The following is an 18463-nucleotide window of genomic DNA, read 5'->3' as shown; positions in this document are numbered from 1 at the left end:
TGCCTGCCTCATGAACAATTCCATCCATCCCTCCCTCACCACGACGCTTCCCACCGGTACCGTCTGCCTGCGCGTTGGCAGCCGCACCCTGTTGCTGCACCGCCGCGCCTGGCTGATTACCCTAGGGCTCCTGGTGGCCCTGGTGCTGCTCTCCCTGCTGGCGCTGACCCTGGGCTCCGGCAAGCTCACCATGCTGGGGGTGATCCAGACCCTGCTTGGCGAGGGCAACCGGCTGAGCGAGGTGACCGTCTTCAAGATCCGCTTGCCGCGCATCGTCGCCGTGCTGGTGGCGGGAGCGGCCATGGGCCTCTCCGGCTGCCTGGTGCAGACCCTCATTCGCAACCGCCTCGCCACCCCGGACATGATCGGGGTCAACGAGGGGGCCTCCTTGGCCATCATCGCCTTCTCCCTCTACCTGACCCTCGGCAGCTGGCCCTGGTGGGCCGCGCCGCTCGGTGCCCTGTTTGCCGCCGCCGTGCTCTATGCCCTGTGCAACAAGCCGGGGGAGCAGGGCTACCTGTTCGTGGTGATCGGCATCGGCGTCTCCGAGATGATGAACGCCATCGGCCAGTTCGTGATGTCCACCCAGTCGCTGGTGCACCTCACCAGCCTCTACCTGTGGAACATGGGCAACTTCGTCGGCCAGGGTTACAGCACCGTGCTGCCGGTGGGGATCCTGATCCTGCTGGTCTGCCCCTGGGTAGTTTATCTCTCCCGGGCTCTGGGCGTACTGCGTCTGGGCCCCGTCACCGCCCAGAGTCTGGGGGTGAACGTCAACCGGGTGCAGCTCGGCGTGCTGGCCCAGGCCATCGTCGTGGCGGCGCTCGGCACCGCCATCGGCGGCCCGGTGGTGTTCATCGCCATGGCGGCCCCGGTGCTCGCCTCCTGGCTCAGCCGGGATCGCATCGTGCCGCTGTGGATTGCCGCCCTGTGCGGCGCCCTGCTGCTGCTGGCCAGCGACACCCTGGTGCGGGTGCTGGCCAGCCCCCACGAGGTGGCCACCGGCATCATGACCCGTATTCTCGGCGGCCTGCTGCTGCTGTTCATCCTGCTCAAAGACCGCCAGAAGGCCGACTGACGATGCCATTCATCCATTTTCAAGACAGACCGAGGGCCGCCTGATGACGCTCACCATCAATCACCTGCAATTTGGCTATCAGCACAAGCCCGTCTTCAACGACATCTCCTTCACCATTCCCCAGGGCAAGCTGGTAGGGATCGTCGGCCCCAACGGCGGCGGCAAGTCCACCCTGCTCAAACTGCTGGCAGGCCAGGAGCAGCAGCAAGCCGGCGAGATCCTGCTCAAGGGCAAGCCGCTGGCAAGCTACGGCAAGAAAGCGCTGGCCCGCGAGCTCGCCTACCTGCCCCAGCGCCCGCTGGTGCCCGCCGGCATCCAGGTCGAGCAGCTGGTGCAGTACGGCCGCCATCCCCATCAGGGCTGGTTCAATCAGTGGAGCGAGGAGGATGCCCGCATGGTGAGCTGGGCCTGCGAGCGGATGCAGCTCGGCGACATTCTGCAGCAGAGCGCCAGCTCTCTCTCCGGCGGCCAGGCCCAGCGGGTGTGGCTCGCCATGGTGCTGGCCCAGGATGCGGACATCATCTTGCTGGATGAACCCACCAGCGCGCTGGACATCGGTCACCAGACCGAGGTGATGGAGGCCATCCACCAGATCACCGCCGAGGGCAAGACGGTGCTCATCGTCATCCACGATCTCGCCACCGCCGCCCGCTACTGCGACGAGCTGATCGCGCTGGGAGATGGCGGTATCCAGGCCATGGGGCCGGCCCGCGAGGTGGTGACCAAGTCCCTCATCGACCGCCTCTACCAGACCGACGTGGACATACTGCACGCCCCCGGCGACGGCGCCCCCATCATAGTGCCGCGCCGCAGGCCGCACGCCTTTGCCATGAAGCAGCAGGCCTGAGCCCCATCCAAAAACCGCCGAGAGGCGGTTTTTGGATGTTTGCAGCTCGGCGCACCGCCACTCACAGCAGCAGGCTGGTGAGCACCCCGCCCGGCCGTGTTTGCCAGTGCCCTGTTTGCCAATGCAGTGCCTGCCAGTACATTGGCTGCCAGTAGAGCGTACAGCGCCAACCGGCAGGCAGTGTCGGGGTCAGCGAGTCCACGAGTTCGAGGGTGAGGGTCTGCTCCGTCATGGTCAGCCAGCGGGCATCGAGAAAATCAAAATAGCGCCCCACCTTGGGGTAGAGCGCCTTGAACAGGCTCTCCTTGGCCGAAAAGATCAAGGTGAGTGCCTCAGCCCTGCTCAGTCCGACGGCGCGGGCAGCGGCCGCCAGCCGGGCCCACTCCTCCCCGCTTGCAATACCGGGCCAGAGCTCGCTCGCCTGCCCCTCTGCCAGCCAGCCCTCCAGATCCAGCCCCATCCCCGCCCGGCCCGGACGCACCGCGCACAGGGCCATGCCGCGCCCCTGCAACAGGCTGTGGCTGATGCTGCCCTCAAACCCCGCAGGCCAGCAGGGTTCGCGGGCGTTGCCGATGGCCACGGGGTGCTTCGCGAGGTGGAAGGGGCGCAGGGCTTCGCGGGCCGCAAGACGTCCCGCCAGAAACTCCCCCAGCCGCTTGGGGGCCGCGCGCTGCAAGCTGGCGGGCAGCACCATGCCGGCCGCGTCGTAGCAGGCCGGGGTGAAGGCGGCGGGGTCAAAACAGACCCGTTGCAGCGCCAGATGCGCCGCGCCGGGCAGCGGCAGGCTGTCGGCCTGCACGATAAAGCGGTCAAGTGAACAGGCTGGCGCAGTGGCAATGAACATCACAAAGGGCCCTTGGTGGATGAGCCCGCATGGTAGCAAATTGCTCCCTCCACACACCACAAACACAAATGACAATTCTTATCATTTGAATTTGTGGTAGCATGAGTTCGCCCGTTTGGGACCCAGTGTTCCACTGATTTCACCAAGAAGGATGTAACGATGAAGATCTCCTCTCCCCTGGCTGCCGTGCTGATGCTGGCCAGCCTGGTCGGCTTCCAGGCACAGGCCGGCAGCGAGACCCGTCAGGTGACCGATGCCGACGGCAAGACCCAGGTCGTACCGGCCCAGCCCAAGCGGGTGGTGGTACTGAGCGAAATCGATCTGGACAGCGCCCTGACCTTGGGGCTGCAACCGGTCGGCACCGTCAATGGCCGCGGCCAGTCCACCCTGCCCCGCTACCTGCTGCAACAGGCGGGCAAGGAGATCGCCGTGGTCGGCGATCTGGACAACCCCAACCTGGAGAAGCTGATCGATCTGGAACCGGATCTCATCCTCACCGGCCAGACCAAGCCCGAGCTGCTGGCCCTGCTCAAGGAGATCGCCCCCACAGTCGTCACCGGCAACTGGGGTGACTCCTGGAAGGAGATCTTCAATCGCAGCGCCCACGTGCTGAACCGGGACGCCGAAGCCAAGACCTTCCTCGCCCAGTATGACGCCCGCCTGCAGGAAGCCCGCAGCAAGCTTGCCAAGCATCAGGGCGAGCGCCTGAGCATAGTGCGCTGGAACCCCAAGGGCCCGAGCTACATGCACAGCGGCACCTTTGCCAGCAGCGTGGTGGAAGAGATGGGGCTAACCCGACCAACCCACCAGATCGGTGACAAGACCCCCCACTCCCCGGCCCTGAGCCTGGAATCCCTCAACCTGCTGGACGGCGACTGGCTGGTGATCGGCACCCTCAGCGCCAACGGCGATGCGGTGGATGCCATGAAGCAGGCCGAGCAGACCCCGGCCTTCCAGCAGCTCGGTGCCATCAAGAGCAAGCGCTTCGGCGCCGTGGACGGGTCGCTCTGGACCTCCACCGGCGGCCCCCAGGCGGCCCTCAAGGTGATCGACGATGTCGAGCAGCTGCTGGCCAAACCCGATGCGGCCCCCATCACCCAATAAGCTCCCGCGATCAGCGCCCACAAAGAAGCCCGCATTTGCGGGCTTTTTTTATCCATGGCTTTTAACATCCAACTTATTCCGGCAAGGGCAGCGCCTTTCTGTCCAGTTTGCCGCTGCCGGTCTTGGGCAGGGCCTCCAGCAGGATGAGCCGCGCCGGCACCATGTAGTGCGGCAGTGTCGCCTGCAGCCCCTTGCGCAGGGCGAGGCGATTGAGGGTCACCCCGCTTTTCGCCTCCACGTAGCCCACCAGCATGGCCTCGTCCCCCTCGCCCACCAGACGCACCGCCGCCTCCTGCACCCCGGCCTGGCGGCGCAGTCCCGCCTCCACCTCGCCGAGCTCGATGCGAAAACCGCGCAGCTTGACCTGATCGTCGCGCCGTCCCAGATAGAGGAAACGGTCCGTCCCCAGCCGCCGCACCCGATCACCGGTGCGATAGAGGCGATGGGTGGCAAGGCGCAGGAAGGCGGCGCGGGTCAAGGCCGGCTTGCGCCAGTACCCCTCGCACAGGGCCGGGCTCTCGATGCAGAGCTCGCCGCACTCCCCCTCTGCCACCTGCTGCCCCGCCTCGTCCAGCACCCAGTGCCGATAACCGGGCAGGCTGTGGCTGATGGTGATCTGGCCATCAGTCGGTGGCCAGCGCACCTCGCTCACCAGCGACCAGACGGTGGCCTCGGTGGGCCCGTAGCAGTTCCACAGCCGCCGGGTGCGGGCACAGAGCTGCTCGGCCAACCCTGAGTCCAGCGCCTCGCCGCCGCACAAGGCGGTGAGGGTATTGCGCCCCTGCCAGCCCGCTTTGAGCAGCATGCGCCAGCAGGCCGGGGTGGCCTGCAGCCAGTTGATGGAAGGATCCGCCTCGAGCAAGGCCTGCATCCCCAGAGGATCCTTGTTGTGCTCACCGCCAGCCACCGTCAGCCGGCCACCGCCCCAGAGCGGCCCCAGCATCTCCAGCAGGGAGATGTCGAAGGCCGGGGTGGTGATGAAGAGCCAGTGGCAGCTCGGTGAGAGCCCGAGCCGCTCGCGGATCCCGTCGAGGAAGCAGAGCAGGGCCCGCCGGCTGATGACCACCCCCTTGGGCTCGCCGGTGGAGCCCGAGGTAAACATCATGTAGGCAGCCAGGGCGTCATCCACCCGGGGCCAGGAGACGGACCCTGCCGCTGCGGGCCCATCGAGGGTGCGCAGCGGACAGCCGAAGGCGGGAGCCGGCCTGTCGCCGTCGCAGATCACCGCCGACAGGCGCGCCTGACGGGCGATCCCCTGCAGCCGCTCCACCGGAAAGTCCGGCTCAAGGGGCACGAAGGTGAGGCCGAGCCGCAGGCAGGCCAGCAGGCTGGCCACCAGATCGGGGCTGCGGGAGAGATAGAGGCCGACCCGCTCCCCCACCGCCAGCCCCTGCAGGCGGGCGGCAATCTGGGCCACCCGATCATTGAGCGCGCCGTAGCTGAGCCACTGCTCATCTGAGCCGCCCTCACTGAGGTCCTCTCCGCCCATACGAATGGCGGGGGTCAGCGGGCTGGCGGCCAGACATGCCGCCAGCCGCGCACCCAGGTTGGCCGCCCCCTCACGGGGGGCTGGCCGGGTTTGCACGAGCGGAGCCTCATGCTTGATGGTCACTGTCATAGCGCGGCCTCCGTTTGGCGCACCAGCCAGTGCCGATAGAGCCGGCTGGGGGATGGATGGGCCTTGAGGGTCTGCAGGGTGAGCGGCGCCCGCTCCTGGCCAAACGCCTCGTTGAGGGCCGCCAGCAGGGCGAGCTGCTGCACCGAATCCACCCCGAGTTCACACAGGGTCTGCTGCCAGATGCCAGGCACGCCACACTGGCGCTCCCACAGGGCCACCAGCACGCGGGCCTCGGCCGGCGGCTGAGCCAGACCGGGGGCAGCCACTTGTGTGACAGTCGATGGTGTGGCGGCCACCTGCGGCATCACCGGGGGCTGTGCCGTCGCCACCACGCTGGCCGGCTGGCTCAGGTCCGCCTGCGCCAGCCAGTCGAGCTCGGCCAGCCAGTCGGCCAGCACCGCCTCTGCCCGGGCCTCGGGGATCTGCTCGCCATCGAACTCGAGGCGCAGCTGGAGCGTCTCGCCCCGGCTGCTGACCACGAGCGACAGAGGAAGCTCCACCTTCTCCACCACGGTGCCAAAGCGCGGCACCAGCTGGTGAGGCTCGGGGGCGACAGGGGCCGCCGGCATGGGGTAGTTCTCAAACACGAACAGACTCTGGAACAGACGCGACCGGCCTTTGGTCAGTGCCGCCAGCGACTGGGTGCCGTGCTCATTGAGTGCCATCAGGTCGGTCTGCAACCGGGCGATATGCTCGGCCAGGGTCAGCTCGGTGCGCCACTCAAGCGCCAACGGCAGGCTGTTGATGTAGAGCCCGACGCTCGCGGTGATCCCCTCGATGGGGTAATCCCGGCCCGGAGTCACGTTGCCCACCAGGGTGACGGCATCGCCAGAGCGGCGTGCCAGCAGACGGTGCCAGGCATATTGGGCCAGCAGGCCCGCGGTCACGCCAAGCTCGCGGGCTCGGCGCGCGAGCAAGGTCGCTACCTCGGCCGGCAGCGCCGTGGCGCACACCGCCGGTCGCAGCTGGGTATGGCGCCCGCTTGCGCGAGCGTCCAGCGTCACCCCGAACAGGCAGGCGAGATCGTTAGGCTTTGTTAGCAGCTCCTCCCGCCCCTGCCAGTAAGCCTCGGCGCTGCGGGCTTGGCTGGCGATATGGCGGCCAAACTCGAGCCAGGCGGTATCCGGCTCGCGCTGCGGCAACAGGCCGTTCATCAGCGCCTGATAGCCGCGATGCAAAGAACCCAGCAACACGGGGCCGCTCCAGCCATCCAGCACGCCGTGATGGGCGCTGAAGATCACCTTGTGGTGATCGGAGGCCAATTTGAAGCAGGCAAGGCGCAGCAGGGGCGCCTGATCGAGCGGGATCGGGCGGGCCAGATCCTGCTCGCGATAGGCCTGGACCCGTGCCTCGGCCTCTCCCGCCTCATTCCCTACCTCGGACAAGTCCTCATAGTGGAATGGCAACTCGGCGCGCTTCAAGATGCGCTGCAGCGCCACCCCGTCCGCCAGCACCAGCTCGCTGCGAAGGGCCGGCCAGCGGGCGATCTGCCCCTGCCAGGCCTGACGGTAGATTGCCACGTCCAGCGGCTGGTGATAGTCAATCTCGGTCTGCAGGTGATAGGCGTGATCTCGGGGCAGCAGCGCCCTGTGATGGAACATGCTCTGCTGAAGCGAGGTCATGGGCAGCAGGGTCTCCACCTCGCGTTCGCTCAGCACCCGATCGAGCGCGGCTTGCGAGAGAATAATCCCCGGGAAGTCGCTCGGGGTGTGACGCGGCGCCTTCACCGTGCAGCAGTGATCTACCAGCGCCGTCAGGTTGTCCGCCAGCCGCGCCATCAGGGCGTCGCTCGCCTGCTGGTTGAGGGCGCCCACCTGGCGCAGGGTGAGGCGGCCATCAAACACGCCACCGTGTAAGCTGACCAGCTCGCGCGGCAGGTTGTCAGGGGACGTGGGGGCCCCCGGTGCCAGCGGCAGAGGCTGCCAAGGCTGAGCGGCCTCGCCCTGATGGCTGACCCCCAGGTAGTTGAAGACGATCAGGGCTTCGGGCAGTGCCCAGCCTCGTGGGTGGTGCAATCGCAGGGCGTTGAAGCCCACCCCCTTGTCCGGCACGGCGCGCAGTTGCTCCTTGGTGGCGCAGACCAGCGCGTCCCACGCACCAGCATCCGCCAGCGCCAGCGGATAGGCGCTGGTAAACCAGCCCAGGGTTCGGCTCACGTCCAGTTCAGCATCGATGGCCTCACGGCCGTGTCCTTCCAGCATCACGCAATGACGGCTGCCGTAACCCTGCTCGCTCAGGGTACGGGTCAGGGCCGCCAGCAGCAGGTCGGGCACCCGGGTGAAGTAGGCCTGGTTGGCGGTGTCGATGAGACGGGCCGTGGTCTCCTGACTCAGTTGCAGCAGGCTGGCGGCGGCGCGGCCATCGGCGGCGCGCGCCGCCTCCAGCAGGTGACCCTGGCTGCCTTCCCCCTGCGCCAGCCAGAAGCCAAGCTGATCCTCTTCCCGTTTGGCATAGGCCGCGAGCCCCTCGCCCCACTGGCGATAGCTGCTGCCCTTGGCGGGCAACGGCTCGCCCCTGCTCACCCGGGCCAGATCTTCGGCCAGAATGCGCCAGGAGACGGCATCGATGACCAAGTGGTGGAAGGCGAGGAAGAGCCCCTCCACCGTATCGCCCTCGCCCTCCCGATCCCCCTCCAAGGAGAGATTGCGCAGGCGGGCCCAGGCCAGGGTGTGGCCGCTGGCAGGGTCGAGCTCTCCTTGCAGCTCGGTCAGGCGGGCCTGCAGTTCGGCCTCATCGAAATTGGCGGCATCCAGGGTCGGCAACGGCGGCAATGGCAGTTCGGCCAGGTAGCACTGACCGGCCGGGGTCACCGCCAGGCGCAGGGCATCGTGGTGCTGGCGCAACGCATTCAGCCAGCCGCGCAGGTCCTCATCGTCCACCCCGGCCGGCAGGCGCAGGATCACCCCCTGGTTCCAGTGACCGGGCTTGGCAAAGCCCTGCTCGAAGAACCAGTGCTGAATGGGGTGGAGCGGAAACTCGCCGGTCAGGCTGCCTTGTTCGCTCCTGTGGCTAACCGCCTGCTGCTGGCTGAGCTGGCGGCAGAGGCGGCGCACCGTCTTGGCTTCGAACACGTCCTTCACGCTGCAGTGCAGCCCCGCATCCCGCAACCGGGTGGTGAGCTGGATGCTGAGGATGGAGTCACCCCCTAAGCGGAAGAAGTCATCCTCCACCCCGAGCGGTTGCTTGAGCACCCCTTGCCAGATGGCTAGCACGGTCTGCTCCAGTTCGTTTTGCGGCTCGCCCTTGCTCTGCTGCCAGACGATGGCGGGCAGGCGGCGCAAGTCCAGCTTGCCGTTGGGGGTGAGCGGCATCTCGGGCAGCCAGCAGAGGCGCGCCGGCACCATGTATTCGGGCAGGCACTCGCCGGCCCGCTGCAGCAGGGCGTCGCCGTCGGGCTCCCTTGCCCCGGCCTGCAAACAGGCGTAAGCCAGCAGGCGCCCCTCCTGCACCACCACCTTGATCTGGCGAATGGCCGGGCACAATTCGGCGAGCCGGGTCTCTATCTCACCCGGCTCGATGCGATAGCCGCGCAGCTTGATCTGCTCGTCTATCCGACCCAGATACTGGATGTTGCCGTCGCGGCGCAGCAAGGCCCGATCGCCGGTGCGATAGAGGCGATGGGTACGTTCCCCATTCGTTGCATCAAAGGCCAGCTCGATAAAGGCCTCTTGGGTGCGCTCCGGCAGATTGAGGTAGCCGCGGGCCAGCCCCAGCCCTGCCAGGCAGAGCTCGCCGGGCACCCCCACCGGGCAGAGGTTGCCCCCCTCGTCCAGGATCAGCGCCTTCAGGTGGTTGACGGGGCGACCTATGGTGATGGGCCCCCCCGGGGTGAGCTGCGCGCAGAGCGCGGTGACGGTGCACTCGGTCGGGCCGTACATGTTGAACAACGCCACCCGCTCCCCCCAGCGCTCCACCAGACTGCTCGGGCACGCCTCGCCGCCAAAACCGATGGCCTTGAGGGAACCGAGATCCGTCGGTGGCAGCAGGTTCGCCAGCAAAGCGGTCGGCAAAATCATATGGCTGGCACCGCAAGCGATCGCGGCACCGATCACCCCCTCGCCCGGCTCGCCGAAGTGCAGGGCCGCGCCGCAGTAGAGCGGCAGCAGGGTGGTCATGTTGCCTGCATCGAACGAGAGGGACATGCAGTTGAACATGGCGCCATCCTGATCAAGGGCGATGCGCTCGCCGTGATCCGCCATCAGGTTGACCAGGCTGCCCTGCTCCACCATGACCCCCTTGGGCAGGCCGGTGCTGCCGGAGGTGTAGATGATCTGGGCCAGCATGGCGGCGTCCCGAGGCAGTGCGGGCGTGCTGGTTGGCATCTTGTCCAGCACCAGCCCTTGCAGATCGTGATATTCGGCCGTCGTGCCCGCCAGCGCCTCGCCAAGCCGCGGATCCGGCACGCCACCCAGCACCAGGCTGATGGATGCATCGCCAAGGATATGGGCCAGCCGCTCGGCGGGATAGGCAGGGTCGAGGGGCACATAAGCCGCCCCCGCCTTCCAGCAGGCAAGCAGGGCGATGACGAAGGCGACATCGCGTCTGGCCTGGATGCCGATGGCGGCGCCCGGGGTGACGCCCTGAGCCTGCAGCCAGTGGGCCAGCCGGTTGGCACGCGCCTCCAGCTCGCCATAGGTCAACGATTGCGCACCGTCGCTGACCGCCAGCGCGTCCGGCAACTGAATAACGCACCGCTCGATATGACAGAGCAGGGTGTCGCGGCTCGGGTAGTCCCGCGGCAGGTCGGCAAGCTGTGCGGCAAGCGCGGCCTGGTCGGTGCCCGCCTCCAGCGGCAGTTGCCAGATGTCGGTCTCGGGGGCCGCCACCACGGCGCGCATCAGGTGCAGCAGGCGATCGGCAAGCGCCTGGACGGTCTCTCGCTCGAACAGGGCGGTGGCAAACAGCCAGTCCACCCTGACGGAGTCCATCAGCTCGGTCACCTTGACCGAGATATCGGTCTTGGCCGGCAGCACAGGCGAGGTCTCCTCCACCAGCTGGCAGCCGGGGATGAGATCGTTGAAGTCCACCTTGGCCTGATAGACCAGCATGATCTGGAAGATGGGGTTGATGGCGGTAGTGCGATCGGCGCCGATGGCCTCGGCCAGCGCCTCGAAGCGGTAGAGCTGGTGATCGAAGGCCGCCAGATCTTCCTCCCGGCACTGCTGCAGATAGTCGACAAAGCTGGGCTTGCCGCTGAGTTGAGTGCGCAGCACCAGGGTGTTGACGAAAAAGCCCACCAGCGACTCGATTTCGTGGCGCTCGCGATAGGCGAGCGGGGTGCCGATGACGACTTCCTTCTCGCCGCTCTGGCGCACCATCAGCAGGGCAAACAGGGCGTGCAGACCGATGAAGTTGGAGGTGCTATGGCGCTGACACAGGCGCTTGAAGCTCTCCCACAGGTCGCTCTCGATGGTGGAGAAGACCAGCTCGCCGCCGCTGTCCTGATGGGCCGGGCGCGGCTTGTCGAGCGGCAGGCCGTGCACCTCGGGGCTGCCACCGAGCCGGTCGACCCAGAACGGTTTGAACTCGGCGTGATAATCGAGAAAACGCGGTGAGTTGAACCAGCGGGCATAGTCGATGTAGGTGAGCGGCAGCTCGCTCACCTGCAGGGGCTCGCGGTTCTGGTGGGCAAGAAAGGCGCGCTTGAGATCCGCAAACATATTCTTGACCGACCAGCCGTCGGAGATGATGTGGTGCTGGGTGATCAGCAGCACGTGCTCGCGGCTGCCCAGCCGAATAAGATGCACCCGGCTCAGATCCCCCTGAGTCAGGGAGAAGGGGCGGCCTATCTCCTCGCGCACCCGGCGGGCCACATAGGCCTCGCGCTCGGCAATGGGCTCTGCGCTCACGTCCTCAATCTGCAACTTGAAGGGCGTGTGGGGCAGGATCTCCTGGGCCCCCCTGCCCGCCTCGTCCTTGATGAAGCGGGTACGCATGCTCGGGTGGCGGGCAAACAGGTGGTCGAAGGCAAACTCCAGCGCCGCCGTGTCCAACTCTCCCTTGACGCGAAAATAGACCGGCATGTTGTAGAGGTGGGAGGCCTCCTCGTACTGCTCGATAAACCAGAGCCCGCTCTGGGACGACGAGAGCGGCCCCTGCCGGGCGCCCTCGGCCTCACGTTGCGCAAGAATGGGTGCCTCGAAGGCGGCACGGGCCGCCAGGCAGCGCACCAGCTCATTCTTGTGGGCCTTGATGGTGGCACCGATGGCCGGCGTCACCGCCTCCTTGCTCGACTGGGAGATAAGCTGGCCCTTGTCGTTCAGCGCCAGCTTGACTCCCTGCCGTTCCAGCTGTTTCAACAGCAAAATCATATTGTTCATCTGTACCTCAGACAGCCGGCGTGGCGCGATAGGAAGAAAAACCGTCCTGCCCCTTCTCATTCAGGGCGAGCTTGACGCTCTGACCATCCAGCTGTTTCAACAGCAAAATCATATTGTTCATCTGTTTCTCAAGCCTCAGGCACTCAGGGTGGCGCCGCCGTCGACGACCAGATCCTGCAGCGTGATGTGGCTGGCCAGATCCGAGGCCAGGAAGAGGACGGTATGGGCGATCTCCGCCGGAGTGGCTACCTTGCGCAGGGGGATGCCGAGCTTGAACTGCTCCGGCAACCCGGCAATGGTGCGGGCCATGGCCTCCTCGCTTGGCAGCATGCCGCGCAGCATGGGGGTATCCGTCGAGCCCGGCGACACCAGGTTGGCGCGCACGCCGAAGGGGGCCAGCTCCAGCCCCACCGTCTGGGTCAGGCTGGTGACCGCCGCCTTGGAGGCGCAATAGGCTGCCATCTGCATGCGCGGCACATGGGCGGCGTTGGAGCCGATGGTGACGATGGCGCCGCGCCGCTGCTCCTTGAAGTGGGGCACCAGGGCCCGCAGCAGATAGAAGACCCCGCTGGCGTTGACCGTCATGCAGTCGTGCCAGTCGTCATCGCTCAGAGTCTCGGTGGAGCCGAGGCGCAGCACACCGGCCCCGTTGACCAGCACATCGAGCCCGCCGTCTACCAGCAGCGCTGCGCAGCAGGCGTTGACCGCCTTCGAATCGCCAATATCGAGCAGCCGGGTGGCATAGGGGTAATCGGCTTCGGGAAACGCCAGATCCAGCCCCACCACGATTGCTCCGGCCGCCACGAACTGCGTGGCCACCTCGCGGCCGATGCCACGCCCGGCCCCGGTTACCCAGACCCGCTTGCCAGTGAAATCAAAGGCCATTGCTTGTTGCTCCTTATCCATCACCACACCATCTCCACGCTCTCTTCGTCCTCGGCAAGCAGGCCGTCGAGGAAACGGCAGAAGTCATCCAGCCGAGGGTGATCGAACACATCGGAGACCTTGACCTGCACCCCGAACTCGGCGCCGAGCCGGTTGACGATCTGGATGGTCTGCAGGGACTGGCCCCCCAGTTCGAAGAAGTTGTCGGTGGGCGCCATGGTGGCGAGCCCCAGGATCTGCTGCCAGATGGCGCCGACCCGGTTCTCGGTCTCGCTGCCCAGGGTCAGGGCTTCGCCCCCCGCCTGGTAGGCGGCCAGCAGGGCCTTGCGATCCAGCTTGTTGGAGCCGGTGCGGGGCAGCTGGTCATAGTGGCGATAGTCGGTGGGGATCATGGCGGCAGGCAGCACCCTGGCCAGCTGCGCCTTGATGACCCGGCTGTCGCGCTCCGACCCCGCCACGAAGGCCACCAGCCGGCGCACGCTGCCGATGCTCACCCCCTGCACGCAGGCCTCATCCACCCCCGGCAGGGCCAGCAGCTGGGCCTCCACCTCGCCGGGCTGGATGCGATAGCCGCTTATCTTGAATTCGTTGTCGCGCCGACCGAGGTAGACCAGCCGGCCAGCCACCAGGCGAACTCGATCGCCGGTGCGATAGACGGGCAGCTCTTGCTCGCCGACCTTCAGGGTGCCGAAACTCCCTTGCACGCCGCCCACGTAGCCGTTGGCAAGTTGCGGGCCGAGCAGAACCAGCTCCCCTTCCTCCGCGGGTTGCTCCCCCGCCCCCAGAACGAGCGCCAGCATGCCGGCCAGCGGCAGGCCGATGGGCAACTGGGCCTGGCTCGGATCTTCCTGCTGCAGCTCCTGGGTGGTCACCACCACTGTGGTCTCGGTGGGGCCGTAGGTGTTGAAGAGGCGCACATCGGAGCGGCCCTGACGCTGCCACTGGGCCAGCTGCTCGGGGTAGACCGCCTCGCCGCCGATGATGACGGTGGTAAGCCCGGCAGGAATGTGGGCCTGACCCGCCGTCAGCGCCACCACCCACTCGTTCCAGAACGCGGTGGGCAGGTCGAGGTGGGTGATCCCCATCTGCTCCACCCCGGCCGCAAAGGCGGGCATGGATTCCAGCAGGGCGTCGGTGCGCAGCACCAGGGTGGCGCCAGCGCTCAAGGTGGCGAACACCTCCTCGATGCTGGCGTCGAAGTTGAAGGGGGCGAATTGCAGCATCCGCGCCTCTTCATCCAGGCGATAACGGCAGCGGGCGGCGGCGGCGAAGTGATCCAACGCGCCGTGGCTGACCGCCACCCCCTTGGGCAGACCGGTGGAGCCAGAGGTGAACATCAGGTAGGCGACGGCGCGGTCAGCGGCCGGCTGGTTGAGCCGATCATCGCTCACCAGATCCCCCGCCAGGAGCGTGCGCCCCGCAAACAGGCTGGCCAGCTTGTGGCGGTACTCGGCCTGGGTGATCAGGGTCTTGACCTCCCCCAGCCGCAGAATATGGCCCTGGCGCTCCAGGGGCTGATCGGGATCGAGCGGCACGTAGACGGCGCCCGCCAGCAGCACCGCCAGCTGGGCGAAGATGGCCTGGGGGGTGCGGGCCAGCATGACCCCCACCTTGTCGCCGGGGGCGACGCCTGCGGCCTGCAGGGCTGCCGCCATCTGTTCGCAGCGGGCCAGCAGCGCCTCGTAGCTGAAGCGGACCTCTCCCTGCTCCGAGCTCTGAATCAAGGCAATCTTGTGCGGGGTCTGGGCGGCGAAGTGGCAGAGCGCATCCAGCACCGGCCGTGCCTTGATCACTTCATGGGCGGGGCCGGCGATCAGGGCGCTGGCCCGCTGCTCGGCCAGCCAGTCGCCCTTGAGCGCCCCCAGGGTCTGGGCGGGCTCGGCCAGCCAGCGGCCCAGCAGGGCAAACAGGGTATCGGCGATGGCCGCCAGATCTGCCTGACAGTAGCAGCCGGGGTTGGCGTCCAGATCCAGTCTGGGCTGACCATCGACGCCGACCTGCACCTCGATGGTGAGATCTTCCACCGGGCCGGCGCTGATGTTGAGAATATGGGCAGATAACTGCCCGAAGCGGCGAGCGTGATCAAACGGCATGATGTTGACCAGCGGGCCGAACAGGCGCTTGTCGCCCCCCACCAGGCCAAGGTCGCGGCGCAACAGCTCGTAGCGGTAGTGCTGGTGTTTGCGCACCCCGCGTTTGGCCTTGGCCACGGCGCCGGCGGCGCCTGCCAGATCCAGTTCTTCACCCAGTGTCAGCGCCAGCGGGGTAATGTTCATCTGCATGCAGGGCACGGTCAACGATGCCGAGCCGATGCGGTTCATCATCATCAGGCCGAGCAGGGTCTTATCCTGGCCGCTCGACAGCGACAGCTGGGCAGAGAGGCCGGCCAGCAGCAGATCGGGCCAGCCCAGCTTGTGCTCGTCGGCAAAGCCGGTCAGGGATTGCCACAGCGCCGCCGGCAGCGGACGGCTCTCACGGATAAATTCGGCGGCAATCGGCGCCCGTAACGAGCCAAAGGATGTCACCTCGGGCCAGCCTTGCAGCTGCTCCTGCCAGAAGGTGCGAGCGGCGGCGTTCTTGCCGCTCTGCTCACGGCCCGCCTCTTCGGCCAGCACCTCCGCCAACGAGCCGAAGGGGGATGGGGAGTTCATCTCACCGGCCAGCCCCTCTGCATAGAGCTCGGCGATGCGCTGGAACAGCAAGGTGGCGCCAAAGCCGTCGAGGGCGATGTGGTGCACGCAGCTGTAGAGATAATCGCGGCCGGGGCCGCGCAGCAGGGCGAAGCGGCAGGGCGCTTCTTGGGTCAACTCGAACGGGCGGCGCAGATCGGCCCAGGCCCAGGCGCGGGCCAGCGTCTCGTCATCGCGCTCGAGGGAGGCCTCTTCATAGGCCAGGGGCAGATCGGCCGGGACGAAGCAGACCGTCTCGCCGTCTTGCTCGAAATGGCCCCTGAGCGCCTCGCACTCCCCCACCGCCTTGGCAAGGGCCGCGGCCAGCACGGCCACCTCGACCTTGCCGTCGAAGGCGATGCACTCGGCGGTGTTGAACATCGCCTTGTCGTCGTTCAGCAGATGTCCGGACCAGAGCCCCTGCTGGGGGATGGTCAAGGGGAAGCGGTTCATGGGGTCACCTCCAGCGCCTGGGCTGCCAGTTTGGACTCGATGAGGCGCCACCAACCGTTGAGGGTCGGCAGCTTGGCGAGATCCACGAAGCCGAGCTCCACCCCGGCGGCGCGCCACTCGGTGAGCAGGGCCATGATCCGCACCGAATCCAGACCGTAGTCGATGAGGTTCTCGTCGGGGTCAAACTCCCCTTCGTCCTCGTCGATATGGCTCAGCAGCCGCGCCTTGAGACCCTCATACGTCAGCAAGGGATTGGTGGGTTGGGCGGCAGAAGCGGACGCCGGGGCGAGCGCCAGCACCTCCTCGCAGCGGATCACCTTGCCGCAGCGGGTCGCCACGTAGTCGAGCGCCATCTGGTGATCGGCCAGGGAGAAGTCCGCCACCCCGTCCGCCAGGAAGAAGGGCTGGATGTCGCGCATGAAGGCGTCGCAGGCGGTCATCATGCAGCCGATATGGCCGTAGATGCCGCCGATGATCAGCTGATCCCGTCCCAACTCTTTGAGCATCTGCTCCAGCTCGGAGCGCTGGAAGGCGCTGTAGCGCCACTTGACCAGCACGGTGTCGTCACGCTCTGGGCAGAGTGCTGCCACCACCTGCTGCTGCTCGGGCCGCTTGTTGAGCCCCGGGCCCCACATGTCGTTGAGCAGGGCGCGATCTTCAGGGGATTGATCCTTGGGCTGGGCGGTGTAGAAGACCGGAATGCCGAGGGCCTTGCACTGCTTGCGCACGGCGGCCAGGCGCTCGGTGAGGGCTGCGATCAGCGGGCTGTTTTCACCATAGAAGGCGGTGAAGTACTCCTGCATGTCGTGGATCAGCAAGGCGGCGCGTTTGGGTTCCAGGGTCCAGTCGACCTTGTTGGCCTTCCACTGGCTGGGCATGGCGTAATTGTTCAGGGTTGGGATAGCCATAACGTCATGATTCCTTTTTAGTTTTATGCTGTTGTCAGGGACTGGTTGGCGGCGATGGCGTGCGCAATGCGCGCCCGCAGCCCCTGCTTGTCAATCTTGCCCACCGCCGTCATGGGCAGGGCGTCCAGGGTTTCGAAACGGTCGGGCAGCTTGAAGTCCGCCACCCCGCGCTCGCGCAGAAACTTGCGCAAGGCCAGCGGCTTGAGCCCCGGCTCGGTGGTGACGATAAAGGCGCAGCTCTTCTCCCCCATGGCGCTGTCGGGCATGGAGACCAGGGCCGCATGGGTGATAGCCGGGTGGTGCAGCAGCTGGTTTTCCACCTCTTCCGCCGCGATCTTCTCGCCGCCCCGGTTGATCTGATCCTTTTGCCGCCCTACCACGGTCAGGTAACCATCGGCATCCTGTACCACCAGGTCGCCGGAGCAGTAGAAACCCTCGCTATCGAACACCCGGGCGTTGTGGGCCGGGCTCTGGTAATAGCCGCGGAAGGTGTAGGGGCCGCGGGTGTGCAGGGCGCCAGACTCGCCGGGAGCGACCGGATTGCCCGCCTCATCGAGGATGCGCACCTCGTCGTCCGGGCTCATGGGGCGGCCCTGGGTGTGAATGATCTTCTCGTCGGGGTCGTCCAGCCGGGTGTAGTTGACCAGCCCCTCCGCCATGCCGAACACCTGCTGCAGCCGGCAGCCGAGCAGCGGCCCTATCTTGCTGGCCACCGCCTCCCCCAGCTTGGCGCCGCCCACTTGCAACAAGTCGAGGCTCTCGAGCTGAGTGCGCGCAGCGGGATCCGCTTCCGCGGCCTGCAACCAGAGGGAGACCGCCGGCGGCACCAGCGAGGTGAGATTGATCCTGTGGCGGGCAATCAGCGGAAAACAGCTGATGGGGCTGGGGTCGGGTGCGAGCACCACGGTGCCACCCGCCTCGAACACCCCAAGGGCGCCCGGGGAGCTCAGGGGGAAGTTGTGGGGCGCCGGCAGGGCACACAGATAGCAGGTATGGGGGCCAAGACCGCAGAGCTCAACGCTGCGGCGCACGCTGTAGTAATAGTCGTCATGGGTACGCGGGATAAGCTTGGGAGTGCCTGTGCTGCCACCGGAGAGCTGGAAGAAGGCCACCTCGTTCGCCGGGGTCGGGCCAGATTTCACCGGCTCACCCTCAGCCACCTTCGCCAACCAGCGGCTTAGCCCCAGCTCCCCTGTGTCGCCATCCAGCAGCACCAGCTCGGCGCCCATGGTTGTCAGCAGCTCGCTCTCACGACCCTTGCTCGCAAACAGCGGATGGGCCAGCGAGCCGATAAAGAGGCGGGGCCGGATCTGCTCGGCGTAAGAGGCCAGCTCCAGCCGGTTGTGGCTAAAGAGCGCATTGACCGGCGCAATGCCGGCCTTGAGCAGGGCGAAGAACACCAGATAGAACTCGGCCACGTTGGGGAGCTGCACCAGCGCGGTATCCCCCACCCCCAGGCCGTGGCGGGCCAGATTTTCGGCCAGCCGGCTCGAGACGGCGTCCAGCTCGCCATAGCTGAAGCGGCGCTCGCCGCAGAGAATGGCCTCGGCGTCGGGGGCCCGCTCGCACTGACGCGCCAGCATGGCGGTCAGCGGCTCGCCGCGCCAATACCCCTTGGCGCGGTAACGCTGGGCCAATTCGTCGGGCCAGCGGGTATAGGGCAGGAAGCGGTTGGAGTGCGTCATAGCGCCACCTCCAAATCCAGACCCAGGGCTTTCAGATTTGGCTGCCCACTCT

10 protein-coding genes are annotated in these 18463 nt (G+C 66.8%); 3 read left to right on the top strand and 7 right to left on the bottom strand.

All coding sequences use genetic code 11. The features are described 5' to 3' along the window. Positions 1–10: 10 nt before the first annotated feature. Both CK627_RS13665 and CK627_RS13660 read left to right on the top strand, forming a co-directional pair. Positions 11–1078 (top strand): amonabactin ABC transporter permease subunit 1, encoded by a 1068-nt coding sequence (locus tag CK627_RS13665; RefSeq protein ID WP_157737183.1) that lies wholly within the window; start codon positions 11–13, stop codon positions 1076–1078. A gap of 43 nt (positions 1079–1121) precedes the next feature. Continuing rightward, positions 1122–1925, top strand: a complete 804-nt coding sequence (locus tag CK627_RS13660; protein WP_095592616.1) for an amonabactin ABC transporter ATP-binding protein — start codon at positions 1122–1124, stop codon at positions 1923–1925. 61 nt (positions 1926–1986) lie between these two features. On the opposite strand, the gene amoD is transcribed toward CK627_RS13660, so the two are convergent. Next, positions 1987–2772, bottom strand: coding sequence for an amonabactin biosynthesis phosphopantetheinyl transferase AmoD (gene amoD, locus CK627_RS13655; protein WP_157737182.1), 786 nt, complete (start codon positions 2770–2772; stop codon positions 1987–1989). Between the two features lie 156 nt (positions 2773–2928). Here amoD and CK627_RS13650 point away from each other — a divergent pair, with 156 nt between their 5' ends. Continuing rightward, a complete protein-coding gene (locus CK627_RS13650) occupies positions 2929–3873 on the top strand; it encodes an amonabactin ABC transporter substrate-binding protein (RefSeq protein ID WP_095592614.1) in 945 nt (314 codons plus the stop codon). A 73-nt stretch (positions 3874–3946) separates the two neighbouring features. Here CK627_RS13650 and amoH read toward each other — a convergent pair whose 3' ends face one another. The 6 genes from amoH to CK627_RS13620 form a co-directional block, all read right to left on the bottom strand. After that, complete coding sequence (amoH, locus tag CK627_RS13645) at positions 3947–5491, bottom strand: amonabactin biosynthesis glycine adenylation protein AmoH (RefSeq protein WP_095592613.1); 1545 nt, start codon at positions 5489–5491, stop codon at positions 3947–3949. Then, complete coding sequence (gene amoG / locus CK627_RS13640) at positions 5488–11811, bottom strand: amonabactin biosynthesis non-ribosomal peptide synthetase AmoG (protein ID WP_157737181.1); 6324 nt, start codon at positions 11809–11811, stop codon at positions 5488–5490. The genes amoH and amoG overlap by 4 nt, the downstream gene beginning before the upstream one ends. A gap of 135 nt (positions 11812–11946) precedes the next feature. Beyond that, positions 11947–12696, bottom strand: coding sequence for an amonabactin biosynthesis protein AmoA (amoA, locus tag CK627_RS13635; protein ID WP_095592612.1), 750 nt, complete (start codon positions 12694–12696; stop codon positions 11947–11949). 20 nt (positions 12697–12716) lie between these two features. Then, positions 12717–15818 (bottom strand): amonabactin biosynthesis non-ribosomal peptide synthetase AmoF, encoded by a 3102-nt coding sequence (gene amoF, locus CK627_RS13630; RefSeq protein WP_095592611.1) that lies wholly within the window; start codon positions 15816–15818, stop codon positions 12717–12719. After that, positions 15815–16726, bottom strand: coding sequence for an amonabactin biosynthesis bifunctional protein AmoB (gene amoB / locus CK627_RS13625; protein WP_095592610.1), 912 nt, complete (start codon positions 16724–16726; stop codon positions 15815–15817). Before amoB ends, amoF begins: the two co-directional genes overlap by 4 nt. 23 nt (positions 16727–16749) lie before the next feature. Continuing rightward, positions 16750–18411: a (2,3-dihydroxybenzoyl)adenylate synthase gene (locus CK627_RS13620; RefSeq protein ID WP_095592609.1), complete on the bottom strand. Its 1662-nt coding sequence runs from the start codon at positions 18409–18411 to the stop codon at positions 16750–16752. Positions 18412–18463: the final 52 nt, after the last annotated feature.

This window comes from Aeromonas dhakensis (assembly GCF_002285935.1).
GTDB classification, from domain to species: Bacteria; Pseudomonadota; Gammaproteobacteria; order Enterobacterales; family Aeromonadaceae; genus Aeromonas; species Aeromonas dhakensis.
This window is presented reverse-complemented; position numbering and strand designations above follow the sequence as displayed.